Raw genomic sequence first — 15580 nt, 5'->3', positions numbered from 1 at the left:
CCCACCCTACCGGGGGCTCAGCGCTTGGCGGTGCCCACCAGCTGCTCGGGAAGCAGGTCGATCAGGGCCTGCGGGGGCTCCGCGTCACCGTTCATGTGCCGAGCGGCCTCGGCCAGGCCATTGGCCATCCGCGGTGCGCGTTCCCGGAAATTGCCCTCCATCCCGACGGCGACGACGGCCATCACGGCGACGCCGATGACGAGGATGAAGAACAGGGCGATGAAGAAGGCGGTCACTGGTGCTGCTTCCTTGCTGAGGTGGTACCCCCATTCTGCCGCTCGGATGGGCATCACAGCGACGCAACATGCCCACCACTGAGTGAACACACAGCAAAGACTCAGTTGCGCCTCACTGTTCGTGATGCAAGCGCTGGCTGATCACCGTCGAGACCCCGTCACCGCGCATGGTGACGCCGTAGAGGGCATCGGCGATCTCCATGGTCCGCTTCTGGTGGGTGATCACCAGCAGCTGGGAGTTCTCGCGCAGCTGCTCGTAGATCCCCAGCAGACGACCCAGGTTCGCGTCGTCCAGCGCCGCCTCCACCTCGTCGAGGATGTAGAAGGGGCTGGGACGGGCGATGAACAGGCTGACCAGGAAGGCCACGGCCACCAGGGAACGCTCTCCACCGGAGAGCAGCGACAGCCGCTTGACCTTCTTGCCGGCCGGCCGCGCCTCGACGTCGACGCCGGTGGTGAGCCACTGGCCGGGTTCGGTGAGCACCAGCCGGCCCTCGCCGCCGGGAAAGAGGCGCGGGAAGACGTCGTTGAAGGTCTTCTCCACGTCCTCGTAGGCCTGGGCGAAGACCTCCTCGACGCGTCGGTCCACCTCGTCGACGATGTCCATCAGGTCCTTGCGGGTCTGCCGCAGGTCCTCCAACTGCTCGGCGAGGAAGGCGTGGCGCTCCTGCATGGCGTCGAACTCCTCCAGCGCCAAGGGATTGACCCGGCCCAGCACCTGCAGGTTGCGTTCGGCTGTGCGCAGTCGCTTGGCCTGCTGCTCACGCACGAAGGGAATGGGGTCGGGAACCTCGTCGTCCTCATCCAGGGCCGTGCCGTCGGGCCTGGTGATGACGGGGACGAACTGGTCCGGGCCGTACTCCTTCATCAGGATCTCGGCCTCGATGCCCAGCTCGCTCATGACTCGCTCTGCCAGTGACTCGATGCGCATCTTCACCTCGATGCGGGCCATCTCGTCACGGTGGGCGCCCTCGACGAGCTTCTCCACCTCCTTGGCCAGCTCGCGGGTCTCCCGACGGGCCACACCCAGCGCACCCTCGGCGGAAACGCGGGCGGCCTCGGCGTCATTGCGTTCGGTGGTGGCCAGGGCGCGGGAGGCATCGACGCGGGTGAGCAGCCAGCCGGCCGCGGCATGCACGGCGGTGGCGGCCTCGGCCTCGCGTCGCAACTGGGCGGCGCGGGCGGCGGCCTTCTCCCGGGCCTGACGCTCTGCCAGCGCGGCGCGGCGCAGCGAATCGGCCCGGCCGGCCAGGGCGCGCACCCTCTCCTCGGCGGTGCGCAGCGCGAGCCGGGCATCCATCTCGTCGGTCCGGGCCCGACGCGCCTCGTCAGCATGCCGGTCGCGTTCGGAGGAGTCCGGCTCGGCGATGTCCTGTTCGTCGGAGGCGCGCGCCAGCCGCTCCTCCAACTCGGCCAGCCCGGCCTCGTCCTTGGCGCGGGTGGCCTGGGCGGTGGCGATGGAACGTTCGAGACGCTCGGCCTCGCCGCGGGCGGACTTCTCCGCCTGGGCCAGCACGCTGACCTGGCGGTTCAGGTCCGAGGCCTCGCGTTCCGACTCCTTGACGGCCTGGCGTACAGCGATCCGCTCCGCATTGGCCGCTTCCAGCAGCCGGTCCTGCTCCTTGATCCTGCACTGCAGCTCCCCGATGGCGGCGACGGCATCGTCGAGGCCGCTGCGGGCGGTGTCGACGGCGGCCTGGATCTCCAGCAGGGAGGATCTCGAGGCGGATCCACCGGTGACGAACCACGCCGAGACGACGTCGCCCTCGCGGGTGACGGCGGACAGGTCCGGATTCTGCCTGGCGACGGCGGTGGCCTGCTCGATGTCCTCCACCAGCACGACGTGCCCGAGCAGCCGCTCCAACGCGGGCAGCAGTGGCTGGGCGACCGTGATCACGTCGAGGGCGCTGTGCAGTCCGTCGGGGATCTCGGTGGTGCCGCTGCGGGTGGCGCCGGCCAGCAGCAGTCCGGCGCGGCCCAGGTCCCCCTCCTTCAGGTGGGTCAGGGCATCCTCTGCGGCATCCAGGGAGTCGACGGCGATGGCCTCGGTGGCCGTGCCGAGGGCCGCGGCGATGGCCGTCTCCCAGCCGGACTCGATGCCCAGAAGTTCGGCGAGCTGGCCCAGCACTCCCCCGAACCTGTCCCGCGCCGCCAGCAGGGCCGCCGGGGCATCGGTGCGGTCCAGCCCCATCTCCAGGGCCTCGATGCGTGCGGCCAGACCGGCGCGTTCCTGCTGTGCCTGCTGCTCGGTGCGGCGCAGTTCCTGCACGGCCTGCCCCAGCGCGGAGACCTTCTCGGTGGCGCGCTGCTGGGCGGCGACGAGTTCCCCACCGTCACCCTGATGGGAGTCGGCCCGCTGCTGTGCCTCGGCGAGTTCGGCTGCAGCCTTCTCGGCGCGGGCCAGCGCCTCGTCGCGCTGGGCGGCCAGACGTTGGGCCTCCTCGGAGCTGGCGTCGAGACGGGACTTCAGTGAGTTGACCTGGCCCGTCAGTCGGGCCAGGCCCTCCCGACGGTCCGCGATGGCGCGCAGCTGGGCGGCATGGGCCTTGTCCGCCTCGGCGTGGGCCTTCTCCGCGGCGGTGCGGCGCAACTGCGCGTCGGCGAGCTTCTGGGTGAGCTCGTCGACCTCCTGCCGCAGCTCGTTCTCCTCGGTGCGGGCCGTCTCGGCGTCACGCTCCAGCTGTTCGGGGTCGCGCCCGGGGCGTCCCAGTTCCGGCTGGGCATCCGCATGCCGCATGCGTTCGGCGGCGATCTGCTGGGTGGTGGTGACACGTTCCCGCAGGGCGGCCAGGGCGTACCAGGTGTCCTGGGCCCGGTTGAGGCGCGGTTGGGCCTGGGCCACGACGAGCTCGGCGGCCAGTTCCGCCTCCCGAGCGGCCTCCAACCGGGCCTCGGCACGCGCGCGGGCGTCGTTGAGTGCCTTCTCGTCGGCCAGGTCCGTCTCCAGCGCGAGGGTGGCCTGGGTGAGGTCGTCGGCCAGCAGCCGGGCCTTGGCATCGCGCAGTTCGGCCTGGATGACGGCGGCCTTGCGGGCGACGGCAGCCTGACGCCCCAGGGGCTTGAGCTGGCGTCGGATCTCCGCGACGAGGTCCTGCAGTCGGTCCAGGTTGCCCTGGGTGGAGTCCAGCTTGCGCAGCGCCTTCTCCTTGCGCTTGCGGTGCTTCAGGACACCGGCCGCCTCCTCGATGAAGCCACGACGAATCTCCGGGGTGGCCTGCAGGATGGTGTCCAGCTGCCCCTGCCCGACGATGACGTGCATCTCCCGGCCGATGCCGGAGTCGCTGAGCAGTTCCTGCACGTCCAGCAGGCGGGCCGAGTGGCCGTTGATGGAGTAGTCACTGCCGCCATTGCGGAACATGGTGCGGGTGATGGTCACCTCGGTGTACTCGATGGGCAGCGCACCATCGGTGTTGTCGATGGTCAGGCTCACCTCGGCGCGGCCCAGCGGCGAACGGCCGGAGGTGCCGGCGAAGATGACGTCCTCCATCTTGCCGCCACGAAGGCTCTTGGCGCCCTGCTCGCCCATCACCCAGCTCAGGGCGTCCACGACATTGGACTTGCCCGAGCCATTGGGGCCCACGACGCAGGTGATGCCGGGCTCGAAGTTCAGCGTCGTCGCCGACGCGAAGGACTTGAAGCCTCGCAGCGTCAGGCTCTTGAGGTACACCCGTTCACTCCGTCTCGGCGGCGTCGAGCACCTTGTCCGAAGTCAGGGCCTCAGGCGCGACCACGGGCGCCACGAGCGGCACTTCAGCCTGGCCGTGCGGATGCTTGACGGCGCGGAAGGTCCACAGCTTGTTGACCACGAAGTTGATCGGCAGCGTCAGGATGATGGTGATCAATTGCGCCCAGTAGGCCCGCGCGCGGAGGCCTTGGTCCTCATTGAAGATCGAATCTGGAAGGTAGACCGGCGACGTTGGATTGCGCAGGTAGGTCTTGATGACCAGACCGACAAGGGCGGCAATGCTGCCGACGGCGAAGAAGGGCCAGAACTCCGCCCACCAGCCTCGCCGGTGCTCGCGCTTGAAGGTCCAGGAACGGTTCAGCTGGAAGTTCCAGAAATTGGCCACGATGAAGGCGCCGATCCACACCACATGTGTGTAGCGGAGCGCGTGCCGACCGGTGACATACCAGATGGGGTCGTTGTCGTGGGAGGTGCCACCGTGCAGCTTCGTCATGATGACGGCCACGACCATGTTCACCACGACACCGGATCCCCCGACCATGCCGAACTTGACGAACTGGCGCATGTGACGCTTGCTGCGCTGCGCGCGGGTCTCAGGGTTGTGGCTCACAGTCACAGGAGTTTACCGGCCGTTCGCCCACAGATCGGCAGGCTGCCACCGTGGTGTGGCGCATCGAAGACCTAGGTGGGAGGCCTCCTCCCCCGGGTGCACGATGGTGGAGACATGTCAGCGCCTCGTCCTGCGTGGAAATCCGCTCGATCCGACCGTTGGGCACGGCCCACGTCACGCTTCTTCCTGGCCCTGGTGGGTCTGGCTCTGCTGAGGCTGGCCCTGGGGGCGACGGGCGACGAGCACCACGGCTTCGTGCATGCCCAGCCCTGGGACATGGACCATCTGTGGGCGCCCCTCGCGCTGCTGTCCGCACTGGCCGCCCTCACCGCGTGGCGGCGCTGGCGCGTGGTCACCCATCGTGGTGGTCCTGCTGTCGTCACCGGCGCTCTTGCTCTGTCTCCTGGTCGGTTCCATCCCCATGGGGGTCGCGCGCGGCGATGCGGTGGTCTCCCCCACCGGACTTCGCGGCGCCCCGGTGGACCAGTGACGACACCGTCGAGATCCGCAGCGATCGTCGCGTCTGGACCTACCGGATGACGCCCGAGGGGCCGGCGACCCTGAGCACCGTGCGCTGAATGCTCCCGCTGGGGTGGCCCCTTCGACATGGGGAGCCGACGGTGCACGTCGAAACCACGTGATGCACTACTTGCAGGGACAGCACTGTCGAAGTCCGACGTGCACCGTCCCCTGATCAGTGGTCAATCCACCAGGGATGACGGATGGGCGACTAGCTGTTGGTGGCAGGGACGTTCATGACAGTTTGCGGGTTGACGTGAAGGGAGGACCCCCGTTGGGTTGTGGCTTGTCGAAGGTCACAGATGAACAACGGAGGTCCTCATGGCCCACTCTAAAGCCCGTCTGAACGTCAACGGTCGGCGTCTGCTGGTCCAGCGCGTCCGCGAGCAAGGCTGGAAGGTCGCCCACGCCGCCAAGGCGATGGGAATCTCACGCCAGTGCGCACACCACTGGCTCAAGCGCTACGACCAGCACGGCGAACCAGGTCTGCATGACCGCTCCAGCCGACCCCGAACCATGCCCCGGCGCACCAACCACCAGGTCGAGGTCCGGGTCCTGGCGCACCGCGCGCTGCACCGGCAGGGCCCAACCCACACCAGCGCCGCGACCGGTGTTCCCGCGCGCACCGTCTCGGCGATCTGGAAGCGTCATCACATGCCCCCGTTGGCCCACCTCGATCCGATCACCGGAGCAGTGATCCGCGGCAGCCAGGCCACCACCCGCCGCTACGAACGCGAACACCCCGGTGAGTTGATCCACCTCGATGTCAAGAAGATCGGCAAGATCCCCGACGGTGGAGGCTGGCGAAGCCGCGGACGGGCCGCGACCAGCGCCGAGAGGAACAAGCGGGCAAAGATCGGCTACGACTACGTCCACGCAGCGGTCGACGACCACACCCGGCTGGCCTACATCGAGATCCACGACGACGAGAAGGGACCCACCTGCGCTGGTTTCCTCACCCGCGCCGCGGCCTTCTTCGCAGACCACGGCATCACCCGTATCGAGCGGGTGATCACCGACAATGCCTTCGCCTACCGCAACAGCAGCGACTTCATCGCCGCGGTCGAAGCCCTCGACGCGAAACAGAAGTTCATCAAGCCCCACTGCCCCTGGCAAAACGGCAAGGTCGAGCGCCTCAACCGGACCCTGGCAACCGAATGGGCCTACCGACAGCCCTTCACCAGCAACCAAGCACGCCGCGACGCCCTTGCCGACTGGCTCACGTTCTACAACACTGAACGAGGCCACAGCGCCCTCGGCGGGAAAGCTCCCATCACCCGAGTGTCATGAACCTGTCTGCCACCAACAACTAGCCGCGCGCCGGACGGGGGCGCCGCTGGCAGCTCGGACAGAAGTGGCTGGAGCGGTTCATGAATTCGGCTCGCACGATGGGCTCCCCGCAGCGCGGGCACGGCCGGTCGGTCTGGCCATAGGCATTCAGCGATCGATCGAAGTAGCCGGACTCCCCGTTCACCTTGACGTACAGGGCATCGAAGCTCGTGCCACCCTGTTCGAGCGCCTCGGCCATCACGCTGCGCGCCGCCTCCAGCACGGCGACGGCCTGCGTGCGCGTCAGTCGCTGGGTGGGGCGCTCGGGGTGGACCTGGGCGAGCCAGAGGGCCTCGTCGGCGTAGATGTTGCCGATGCCGCTGACCAGCGCCTGGTCGAGCAGGGCACGCTTCACCGTGGTTCGCTTCTTGCGCATCCGTTCGGCGACGGCGCCGAGGTCGAAGTGCTCGTCGAAGGGGTCCGGGGCGATGTGGGCGATCTCGAACGGGATCTCCGCTCCCCCGATGCTCAGGGACAGGCCGCCGAACATTCGCTGGTCCACGAAGCGCAGCTGGTCGTCGGAGTCCGCCAGGTCGAAGAGCACCCGAGTGTTGCGCAGCAGTGGGTCCGCGACGCGATCCATCCGGAACTGCCCGCTCATCCCCAGATGCGCAAGCATCGCGTCACCGTCGTCGAAGGGGAACCACAGGTACTTGCCGCGACGCCGCGGAGTGCAGAAGGTGCGGCCGGCCAGCGTGGTCTCGAAGTCCCGCGGCCCCAACTCGTGCTTGCGCACCGGCCTGGGGTGCAAGACCCGGACATGTGAAACCGCGCGGCCCCGGAGCATTGGCTCCAGACCCGCGCGGACGGTTTCGACCTCGGGAAGCTCAGGCATCCTGCGCGTCGGCCGTCTGTTCGACGACCTCCTCGCGGGCGGTGGCCTCGGCGGCCTGCGCCGCCTGGATGGCGGTGAAGGCCTTGCCGGCGGCCTCCTGCTCGGCCTGCTTCTTGTTGCGCCCTTCGCCGCTGCCATAGGTGACGCCGTTCACGACGGCGCGCGCGACGAAGTGCTTGTCGTGGTCCGGCCCCGAATCCTCGATGAGGTAGGTGGGCATCGGGAAGCCGGCATTGGCACAGACCTCCTGCAAGGAGGTCTTCCAGTCCAGCCCGGCGCCCAGGTGGTCGGCCTGCGTGACCAAGGGGTCGAACAGATGATGGACGAAGCGCTCCGCCATCTCCATCCCCCCGGTCAGGAAGATGGCACCGATCAGGGCCTCCATGGTGTCGGCCAGGATGGAGGTCTTGTCATGGCCACCGGTCGTGGTCTCGCCACGTCCGAGCTTGACCATGGGGCCGATCTCCAGCCCACGGGCCACCTCCGCCAGGGTGACGGCATTGACCACCGCCGCGCGAAGCTTCGCCAGACGCCCCTCCGGATACTCCGGGAAGGTGCCGTAGAGGTGCTCGGTGACCACGATGCCCAGCACCGCATCGCCCAGGAATTCCAGGCGCTCGTTGGTCGGGATGCCGCCATTCTCATAGGCGTAGGACCGGTGCGTCAGCGCAAGCTCGAAGAGCTGGGCGCCCATGGGGACACCCAGCTCGTCGAGAAGCTGCTGGAAACGGCTCGGCTGAGCCGCCATGTCAGGCGTCGAGAACCTGGCGGCGGCTCGCGCGGGGGCCGTACTGGCCGCACGCGGGGCACGCGGTGTGCTGCAGGTGGGCCTGGCGGCACGCCGGGTTCACGCAGGTCACCGTGTTGACGGCGGTCGCCTTCCACTGCGCGCGACGGCTGCGCGTGTTGCTCCGGGACATCTTCCGCTTCGGGACTGCCACGATCTTCTCCTTGGGCCATCCGAGCCCTGGACGGGTTCGGCTATCTGTCTGTCTTGGGGTGAACGGACCGGAAGACCGGTCAGTTCTTGTCTTCGGCGCCGCTCACGTCCAGTTCGGAGAGCTTGCCCCAGCGGGGGTCGATCTCCTCACCGTGGCTGTGGTCCGGATCACCATTCAGCACGAACCCGCAATCGGGGCACAGTCCCAAACAGTCATCCCGACACAGGGGCGTGAAGGGCAGGTCGAGCACCACGGCATCGCGCAGCGCGGGATCCAGGTCGATCATCTCTTCCTCGATCCGGCTGGCCTCCTCCTCGGCCTCCTTCTCGGGGTAGAAGTACAGCTCCTGCAGGTCGAAGCTCTCCTCCACGGAGAAGTCGACCAGGCAGCGTGCACATTCGCCCTTGAGGGTGACGTCGGCGGTACCGGTGACCAGGACACCCTCCACCACGGACTCGAGCCGAAGATCGAGTTGGATGTCGGAACCCTGGGGCACTCCGATCATGTCGATACCCAGGTCCGCAGGAGCCTCGGCAACCCGATGGATCTCCTTCATCGTTCCAGCCCGACGTGCCAGCTCATGGATCTCAAGGACCAAGGGCGAGCGATGGTCGAGGTGGTGATGCGAGTTCATCACGGATTCCCTTCAACGCACTGTGGACATGGCAGCGCCATGACCGAGGGCCTACTCTATCCGAGCACTCCCCACGAACCAAACCGTGCCGCGTGTGCCAGTCTGGCCGGGTGGACCGTTACCGTACCGTCGCCCGTGACGCCGTCGCCGAGATCGAGGTCAAGCGTTCGGTCTTCCGCTGTGACATCGCGCGGATCACCGACGAGGAGCAGGCTCGTGCCGTCGTCGAGCGAGCTCGCAGTGCCCACCGTGACGCCCGCCACCACTGCTCGGCCTTCATCTGGACAACGACGGGATCCATGTCCCGCTCCTCCGACGACGGCGAACCCTCCGGAACCGCGGGCGCCCCGATGTTGGAGGTGCTCAAGGGTGCCGGACTGACCGAGGTGGTGGCCGTGGTCACGCGCTGGTTCGGCGGAACCCTGTTGGGCGCCGGAGGCCTGGTGCGGGCCTATTCCGATGCGGTCGCGGCCGGTCTGCAGGCGGCCGGCACCCTGGAGCGACGCCTGGTCACCGAGCAACAGGTGGTGCTGGACCATGCCCTCGCCGCCCGCGCCGAATCCGAGCTGCGCAATCGCGGGTTCAGCGTGCTGGACGTCGGCTATGCCGAGCGGGTCACCCTGCGGCTGGGCGTGCCGAAGGTGGAAGTCCCAGCGCTGGAGACCGTGCTGGCCGAGCTGAGCCATGGCGACGCAGCCCCGGAACGGGTCGGCGAACGATGGGTCGACCTGCCCTGACCCCAGCCATCCGGAGGGCGGTCCTTCAGCGCTCCCCCCGTTGCGCCACCTTGCGGGCGATGGCCTCGGCCACATTGGGGGTGACGAACTCGCTCACGTCACCGCCGTAGTTGGCAATCTCGCGCATCATCGTCGACGAGATGGTGGCGTACGGGCCACCGGCAGGCAGGAAGACCGTCTCGATGCCGCTGACATGGGTGTTGATGTGGGCCATCTGCAGCTCGTAGTCGAAGTCACTGGCGAAGCGCAGACCCTTGACGATGACGCCGCAGCCCTGTGCCTTGGCGTAGTCCACCAGCAGCCCCTCGATCATCCCCACCTGGACGCCCGGGATGTGGGCGGTGGCCTCGCGCACCAGCTGCATCCGCTCGGCGCCGTCGAACATCTGTCCCTGCTTCATGGAATTGCGCCCGACGGCCACCAGCACCTCGTCGAAGACCTTGTGGGCGCGCTCGATCACGTCGAGGTGACCCTTGGTGATGGGATCGAAGGAGCCGGGCACGATCGCCTTGACGTGGCGTCCCCGGGCTTGCCCGGTCAGGTCTTCACTGGTCATCATCGGCCTCTCGCTGACAGAAGTGCAGGGTGGTCTCACCGTATCCGCGGCTCCAGTGCTCCGTCCCCCCCGGGAAGGCGGGCTCGCCACTGCGGGCGCTGCGTTCCAGCACGATCAGCCCGTTGTGCACCAGCCGGGGCAATGCCAGGGCCAAGGTGTGGGAGATCTGCTCATTGGTGAACGGATAGGGCGGATCCAGCCAGATCACGTCGAAGAGCTGCCCGCCCTCGCGGGACAGGAAGGCGTCCACGCCCGCGCTGACCACCTCCGCCGTCAGCTTGGTCTTGCCGGCATTGGCCTTGATGATGCGGGCGGTGGGCTGGTCCTGTTCGACGAGCACCACCGGCGCGGCGCCACGGCTGGCGGCCTCCAGCCCCACCCCACCGGACCCCGCGTACAGGTCACAGAGGGCGATGTCCGCCAGTTGCGCGTCGGCACCCGCGTCGGAGCTGCCATTCCACGTCGCGAGGGTGCTGAACAGCGCCTCACGCACCCGGTCCGTGGTGGGGCGGGTCTTCTCCCCCGGAGGCGTGGCCAACCGCATGCCCCCGGCGCTGCCGGCGATGATCCTGCTCATGGGGCCCCACCCTACTGGCGGCATTGGGTGGGGTCAGGGCACGCGCGCTGCCGAGGGTAGGCAAGAATGTAGCCATGGCTGACATGGACAACCCGATGACCGAAATTGAAGAAGACACTTGCTGGGGCTACCTCGCCAGCCAGGAGGTTGGACGCCTGGCCACGGCCAAGGACGGCAAGCCGGAGATCTTCCCGATCAACTACTGCGTGGACGGGCAGTCGATCGTCTTCCGCACCGCCGGAGGCTCGAAGCTCCAGGAGCTCGCCGAGAACGCCAACGTCGCCTTCGAGGTGGACGGCTGGACCGTTGACGGCGGCTGGAGCATCCTGATCAAGGGTGTTGCCGAGGAGATCACCAACGCCGCGGAGCTGGCCCTGGCCGACAAGATGCCGCTCAAGCCGTGGGTGCCCACCGTGAAGCGCCACTACGTGCGTGTCACCCCGGACCAGCTGTCCGGACGTTCCTTCTACTTCGGCCCCGAACCGAAGAACTGACCACCATCGCTTCCATGGGGGCGCCCGCCGGTCCGGCGGGCGCCCCCATTTCTTGCCCGGCATGACTAGGGTCGAGACGTGAACCTGCCCGAGGCTTGGTGGAACCCGATGTCATGGGACGCGCCCTTTCCCGTGGTGGCCGCGGCGCTGTCCATGATCGCTTTCCTGCGCGCCGGCCTGACCTACCTCGTGGGCCGATTCATCGCGGCTGGTGGCAGCCGGACCCGGGCCGGCCAGATGATGGAACGCCCCGGCTTCGTGCGCGCCGTCGAGCGCGTGAACCGGATCGGGGCACCCGTGGTCTCCCTGTCCTTCCTCACCGTCGGGGTGCAGACCATGGTGAACCTGGCGGCGGGATTCCTGCGGATGCCCTTGTGGCGCTACCTCCCGGCCCTGGCCGTCGGCAGTGCCCTGTGGGGCATGATCTACGCCTCGGTCGGCTTCGTCGGATTCGCGGCCCTGGCCCTGGCCTGGCGCCAGCACCCGGTGCTGGCGGTCCTGCTGCTGGTGGGCTTCATGGCCGTGATGGCCCTGCTCGTGTCCACCCACCGAACCCGCCCGAGCGAGCTCGACGAGTCCTAGGCTTGGCGCATGTCCACCGACGTGCTGATGATCGACGACGAGGCCGAGCTGGTCAGCAGCACCCTGGAGTACCTGGCCGCCTTCGGCGTCACCGGCCATGGACTGGGCAGCGCGGAGGAGGCGCTGGCCTGGCTCGTCAGCCACGACGCCCGACTGCTGCTCCTGGACGTCAACCTCCCGGGAGCCAGCGGCTTCGAGCTCTGCCGGACCCTGCGTGCCACCAGCCAGACCCCGATCATCTTCGTCAGCGCCCGGAGCAGCGAGGACGACGAGATCATGGCGCTGATGCTGGGCGGCGACGACTACCTGCGCAAGCCCTCCTCGCTGGGCGTGCTGCTCGCCAAGGTCCGCCGCACCCTGGAACGAGGCCGCGGACCGCTTCTTCGTCGACGGAATTCCGCTGGATCTCACCGCCAGGGAGCACCGCCTGCTGCGCCACCTGGTCACCAACCCAGAGCGGGTGCTCACCAAGCAGGAGCTCTTCGAACAGGTCTGGGGAGACTCCATCACCGGCGACGGCACCCTGAGCGTGCACATCCGTCGGCTGCGCACCCGGATCGAACCGGACCTCGACCAACGGCGCTACATCCAGACCTTGTGGGGCCGCGGCTACCTCTTCCGGGACCGGACCACCTGCCGGGCAGTGTCGCCGGCCACAGAGCGCCTTCGTGGTGACCGACGACTTCGCCCAGCAGTCACACACCAGCGTGCACACCGGAAGGGAACCCCGCCAACCCAACGAAGTGGCCGTCGGCAGCCAGGTCCTGCAGTCGAGTGGCCTTGCCGTCGGTCAGGAGATCACCCTCGACTTCGGCAACCGCACTGCCCGGTACCTGGTGGTGGGCGAGCTGTCCACCATCCAGTACGGCGGCTACCGGGTGGACCTGGCCACCGACGGCTACCGGCGACTGGTGCCAGGTCACCGGCTGACGGACCTGGAGGTGCTGGGCACCTCGGAGGCGGACCTGGATGCCGTGACACAGTCCATCCGCGGGCTGCCGGGCGACCACTTCAGCAATGTGCAGGACCAGCGCGAGTCCATCGACTCCCAGCTGGGGGTCTACCTACGGATGATCGGCCAGCTGGCCGACGGGGTGCTGCTGCTCAGTGCGGTGGTGACGGTGCTGGTGCTGGGCCTGATGACCACCACGATGCTGCGACGGCAGCGTGCCGGGCTGGGAGTGCTTTCCGCGAACGGCCATTCCCGGGGGCAGCTGCTCACCCACGTGCTGTGTGCCTACCTACCGCTGGTCCTGCTCGGTTCCGCGATCGGGACGGTCCTGGGGCTGGCCCTGGTGCCTCGACTGCTGACCAGTGCCCTCGGCGATCTGGGCATCTCCCGCTTCGACGTCACGACGTCGGTGGGGCTGGTCTGCGGACTCGTGGGACTGCTGGTGCTGTTGGCGACGTTGATCACCGTGCTGGTGGCACTACCCATCCTGCGGCCAGCGCCCGGTGGAACTGCTGGGCTGACCCCTCGACGGGCTCGGGGTTCGGGTGAATCGCTCGGGGTTCGCAGAAGGTCAAGCCTTCTCGAGCCAGTCCCCCGCGGCCAACAGTTCGGTCTGGGTGACCATGTCTGCCAGATAGGGGTTCACCCGGTCCGGATCCTCGGCCACCAGCCGCTCCGCCAGGTCACGGCAGTGGGCAATCAGGTCCGCGTGTTCGATCACCTTCAGCAGGCGCAGGGCGCTGCGGCCACCCGACTGGTTGGCGCCCAGCACATTGCCCTCCCGTCGCTGGGCCAGGTCCAGTTCGGCCAGCTGGAAACCGTCGCGGGTCTGTTCAACGGCCCGCAGCCGCACCATCGCGTCGGAGTCCGGTGGGGCCTGGGTAATCAGCAGGCACAGGCCCGCATGGCCACCACGGCCGATTCGGCCACGCAGCTGGTGCAGCTGGCTGATGCCGAAGCGGTCCGCGTCCATCACCACCATCACGGTGGCATTGGGCACGTCGACGCCCACCTCGATCACCGTCGTGGACACCAGCACGTCCACCTCCCCCGCGGCGAAGCGGTTCATTACCGCATCCTTCTGCTCCGGGGTCAGCCGGCCGTGCAGCATCTCCAACCGCAATCCCTTCAGCGGCCCGGTGCGCAGCTCGTCGAAGAGGTCGTTGACGGTGGCGCTGGGCTTGGCGGCGGGATCCTGCAACACCTCGCTGTCCTGTGGGTCGATCCGGGGGCAGACCACGAAGGCCTGGTGGCCGGCCTCGACCTCCTCGCGGATCCGCTGCCAGGCGCGCGGCAGCCAGGCCGGGTGCTGCAGCGTGTTGACCAGGTTGGTCTGCACCTCCTGGCGGCCGGCTGGCACCTCGGTCAGGGTGGAGACCACCAGGTCACCGAAGACGGTCATCGCCACCGAACGCGGGATCGGGGTGGCGGTCATCACCAGGACGTGGGGCCGCAGTTCCGCCTTCTCGTTCAGCACGGCGCGCTGTTCGACGCCGAAGCGGTGCTGCTCATCGACCACCACCAGGCCGAGGTCCGCGAAGCTCACCTTGTCCGCCAGCAGCGCGTGGGTGCCGATCACGATGCCCGCCTGGCCACTGGCGATCTTGAGCATCGCATTGCGCTTGGCGACGGCGGACATCGAACCGGTGAGCAGGACCACCTCGGTGGCACCCTCCGGGGCACCCAGAGTCTGGCCGGCCGCCAGGTCCCCCAGTTGCGCGGTGATGGAGTCGAAGTGCTGGCCGGCAAGGACCTCCGTCGGCGCGAGCAGGACGGCCTGTTTGCCGGAGTCGACGGCGCGCAGCATGGCGCGCAGGGCCACCATCGTCTTGCCCGAACCCACCTCGCCCTGCAGCAGGCGCTGCATGGGGCTCGCGGTGGCGATGTCGGCGAAGATCTCCTCCCCCACCGATCGCTGACCGTCGGTGAGGGTGAAGGGCAGCCGGGCGTCGAAGGCATCCAGCAGCCCCGCGTCGACGCCGGCCAGGGACGGGGCCTGGAAGTGGGCATTGTCGTGGCGGCGGTAGGCCATCGTGAGCTGCATCTGCAGGGCCTCGTCGAAGAGCAGCCGGTCCGCGGCGGCCTCGGCATGGTCCCGGCTGATCGGCTGGTGTGCCTGCACCAGGGCATCGTCGAGCCCCATCAGCCCCTCCTGCGTGACCAGCCAGTCGGGCAGCGGTTCTGCGACCCGACCCATCTGGGTGTGCACCAGCTGCACCGTCTCACCGATCTCCCAGGTGGGCATCTTGGCTGTGGCCGGATAGATGCCCACCAGGCCGGAGCGCGAGACCTGCTGCACCATGGCCTTGGCGTCCTTCTTGCCGATGACCTTGCCGGACGCGTCGAGGATGACGTAGTTGGGGTGGGTCAGCTGGGGACGGTCCATGAAGGTGCCCACCTTGCCGACGAAGATGCCGCGGCTGCCACGCACCAGCTGGCTGGACCAGTACTTGATCAGGTGCGCCTTGCCGAAGAAGGTGACGCCCAGCGTCCCCTGGCCATCGGTGAGCGTGACCTCGAGGCGCTGGCGGGGCACCTGCCCGGCGATCCGGGTACTGCCCACCGTCGCCATCACCGCGACGTCCTCGCCGATGGGCAGGTCTGCCAGCGACGAGTTCTCCGTGCCCGACAGGTAGCGGCGCGGCAGGTGCCGCATCAGGTCCCCGACGGTGTGCAGGCGCAGCTTCTCGCCGAGGATCTTCGCGGTGGGGGCACCGATCACCTGGCCGAGCGGACGGTTCAGCTCGGCGAAGGTCTCGGTGCGCCACTGGGGCTGCCAGGTGCTGGAGGGAACTGCCACGCTCGCGAGCCTACCCACCGGGTCTGACAAAACCCGGGAAGGCAAGAAGGCCACCGTCCCGGAGGACGATGGCCTGCAAGTGTCCAGCCGGAG

The 15580-nt window shown here is 68.3% G+C and carries 17 protein-coding genes and 3 pseudogenes; 8 read left to right on the top strand and 12 right to left on the bottom strand.

Annotated features, from left to right (window positions below):
* Positions 1-17: 17 nt before the first annotated feature.
* The 4 genes from EDD41_RS15170 to EDD41_RS15155 form a co-directional block, all read right to left on the bottom strand.
* Positions 18-236: a hypothetical protein gene (locus tag EDD41_RS15170; protein ID WP_123576472.1), complete on the bottom strand. Its 219-nt coding sequence runs from the start codon at positions 234-236 to the stop codon at positions 18-20.
* Between the two features lie 112 nt (positions 237-348).
* Positions 349-3903, bottom strand: coding sequence for a chromosome segregation protein SMC (gene smc, locus EDD41_RS15165; RefSeq protein WP_123576471.1), 3555 nt, complete (start codon positions 3901-3903; stop codon positions 349-351).
* A 4-nt stretch (positions 3904-3907) separates the two neighbouring features.
* Entirely contained in the window at positions 3908-4486 is a 579-nt protein-coding gene (locus tag EDD41_RS15160; RefSeq protein WP_123576470.1) for a GtrA family protein, read from the bottom strand.
* 219 nt (positions 4487-4705) lie between these two features.
* Positions 4706-4891, bottom strand: a complete 186-nt coding sequence (locus EDD41_RS15155) for a hypothetical protein (protein ID WP_148060586.1) — start codon at positions 4889-4891, stop codon at positions 4706-4708.
* Positions 4892-4971: 80 nt separating this feature from the next.
* Between EDD41_RS15155 and EDD41_RS16970 the strand changes: the two genes are divergently transcribed.
* Positions 4972-5109, top strand: coding sequence for a hypothetical protein (locus EDD41_RS16970; RefSeq protein ID WP_170165406.1), 138 nt, complete (start codon positions 4972-4974; stop codon positions 5107-5109).
* Positions 5110-5371: 262 nt separating this feature from the next.
* Positions 5372-6340 carry an IS481 family transposase gene (locus EDD41_RS15150; RefSeq protein ID WP_123576298.1) on the top strand — a complete coding sequence of 323 codons (969 nt, stop codon included), beginning with the start codon at positions 5372-5374 and terminating at the stop codon, positions 6338-6340.
* A 19-nt stretch (positions 6341-6359) separates the two neighbouring features.
* Here EDD41_RS15150 and mutM read toward each other — a convergent pair whose 3' ends face one another.
* From mutM to EDD41_RS15130, 4 genes are all read right to left on the bottom strand, one after another.
* A complete protein-coding gene (mutM, locus tag EDD41_RS15145; RefSeq protein ID WP_123576468.1) occupies positions 6360-7214 on the bottom strand; it encodes a bifunctional DNA-formamidopyrimidine glycosylase/DNA-(apurinic or apyrimidinic site) lyase in 855 nt (284 codons plus the stop codon).
* Complete coding sequence (rnc, locus tag EDD41_RS15140) at positions 7207-7962, bottom strand: ribonuclease III (RefSeq protein WP_123576467.1); 756 nt, start codon at positions 7960-7962, stop codon at positions 7207-7209. Before rnc ends, mutM begins: the two co-directional genes overlap by 8 nt.
* A 1-nt stretch (position 7963) precedes the next feature.
* Complete coding sequence (gene rpmF, locus EDD41_RS15135) at positions 7964-8155, bottom strand: 50S ribosomal protein L32 (protein ID WP_094764214.1); 192 nt, start codon at positions 8153-8155, stop codon at positions 7964-7966.
* 79 nt (positions 8156-8234) lie between these two features.
* Positions 8235-8789 (bottom strand): YceD family protein, encoded by a 555-nt coding sequence (locus EDD41_RS15130; RefSeq protein ID WP_123576466.1) that lies wholly within the window; start codon positions 8787-8789, stop codon positions 8235-8237.
* Positions 8790-8899: 110 nt separating this feature from the next.
* On the opposite strand from EDD41_RS15130, the gene EDD41_RS15125 reads away from it, so the two are divergent.
* Positions 8900-9526 (top strand): IMPACT family protein, encoded by a 627-nt coding sequence (locus EDD41_RS15125; protein WP_123576465.1) that lies wholly within the window; start codon positions 8900-8902, stop codon positions 9524-9526.
* 25 nt (positions 9527-9551) lie between these two features.
* Here EDD41_RS15125 and coaD read toward each other — a convergent pair whose 3' ends face one another.
* The gene (gene coaD / locus EDD41_RS15120) at positions 9552-10082 is read right to left on the bottom strand and encodes a pantetheine-phosphate adenylyltransferase (RefSeq protein ID WP_123576464.1); all 531 of its coding nucleotides are present in this window, start codon (positions 10080-10082) and stop codon (positions 9552-9554) included.
* Entirely contained in the window at positions 10072-10659 is a 588-nt protein-coding gene (locus tag EDD41_RS15115) for an RsmD family RNA methyltransferase (protein ID WP_123576463.1), read from the bottom strand. The genes coaD and EDD41_RS15115 overlap by 11 nt, the downstream gene beginning before the upstream one ends.
* A gap of 74 nt (positions 10660-10733) precedes the next feature.
* On the opposite strand from EDD41_RS15115, the gene EDD41_RS15110 reads away from it, so the two are divergent.
* From EDD41_RS15110 to EDD41_RS18240, 4 genes and pseudogenes are all read left to right on the top strand, one after another.
* The gene (locus tag EDD41_RS15110; RefSeq protein WP_094764209.1) at positions 10734-11153 is read left to right on the top strand and encodes a pyridoxamine 5'-phosphate oxidase family protein; all 420 of its coding nucleotides are present in this window, start codon (positions 10734-10736) and stop codon (positions 11151-11153) included.
* A 78-nt stretch (positions 11154-11231) separates the two neighbouring features.
* Positions 11232-11735 (top strand): DedA family protein, encoded by a 504-nt coding sequence (locus EDD41_RS15105; protein WP_148060585.1) that lies wholly within the window; start codon positions 11232-11234, stop codon positions 11733-11735.
* Positions 11736-11744: 9 nt separating this feature from the next.
* Positions 11745-12023: pseudogene (locus EDD41_RS18245) on the top strand (response regulator transcription factor); the annotation flags it as partial.
* Positions 12024-12129: 106 nt separating this feature from the next.
* Positions 12130-12294, top strand: a pseudogene (locus EDD41_RS18240) (winged helix-turn-helix domain-containing protein); the annotation flags it as partial.
* Positions 12295-12795: 501 nt separating this feature from the next.
* Here the strand turns inward: EDD41_RS18240 and EDD41_RS17650 are convergent.
* Positions 12796-12957 (bottom strand): hypothetical protein, encoded by a 162-nt coding sequence (locus EDD41_RS17650; protein ID WP_245995672.1) that lies wholly within the window; start codon positions 12955-12957, stop codon positions 12796-12798.
* On the opposite strand from EDD41_RS17650, the pseudogene EDD41_RS18235 reads away from it, so the two are divergent.
* Positions 12887-13120: pseudogene (locus EDD41_RS18235) on the top strand (FtsX-like permease family protein); the annotation flags it as partial. The gene EDD41_RS17650 and the pseudogene EDD41_RS18235 overlap by 71 nt on opposite strands.
* Positions 13121-13258: 138 nt before the next feature.
* On the opposite strand, the gene EDD41_RS15090 reads toward EDD41_RS18235, so the two are convergent.
* Positions 13259-15487, bottom strand: a complete 2229-nt coding sequence (locus EDD41_RS15090) for an ATP-dependent DNA helicase RecG (RefSeq protein WP_123576461.1) — start codon at positions 15485-15487, stop codon at positions 13259-13261.
* Positions 15488-15580 lie beyond the last annotated feature (93 nt).

Origin of the sequence: Luteococcus japonicus (genome assembly GCF_003752415.1) — a bacterium.
GTDB classification, from domain to species: Bacteria; Actinomycetota; Actinomycetes; order Propionibacteriales; family Propionibacteriaceae; genus Luteococcus; species Luteococcus japonicus.
Note: the sequence above shows the minus strand (reverse complement) of the source record. Positions and strands in the feature narration are given on the sequence as shown.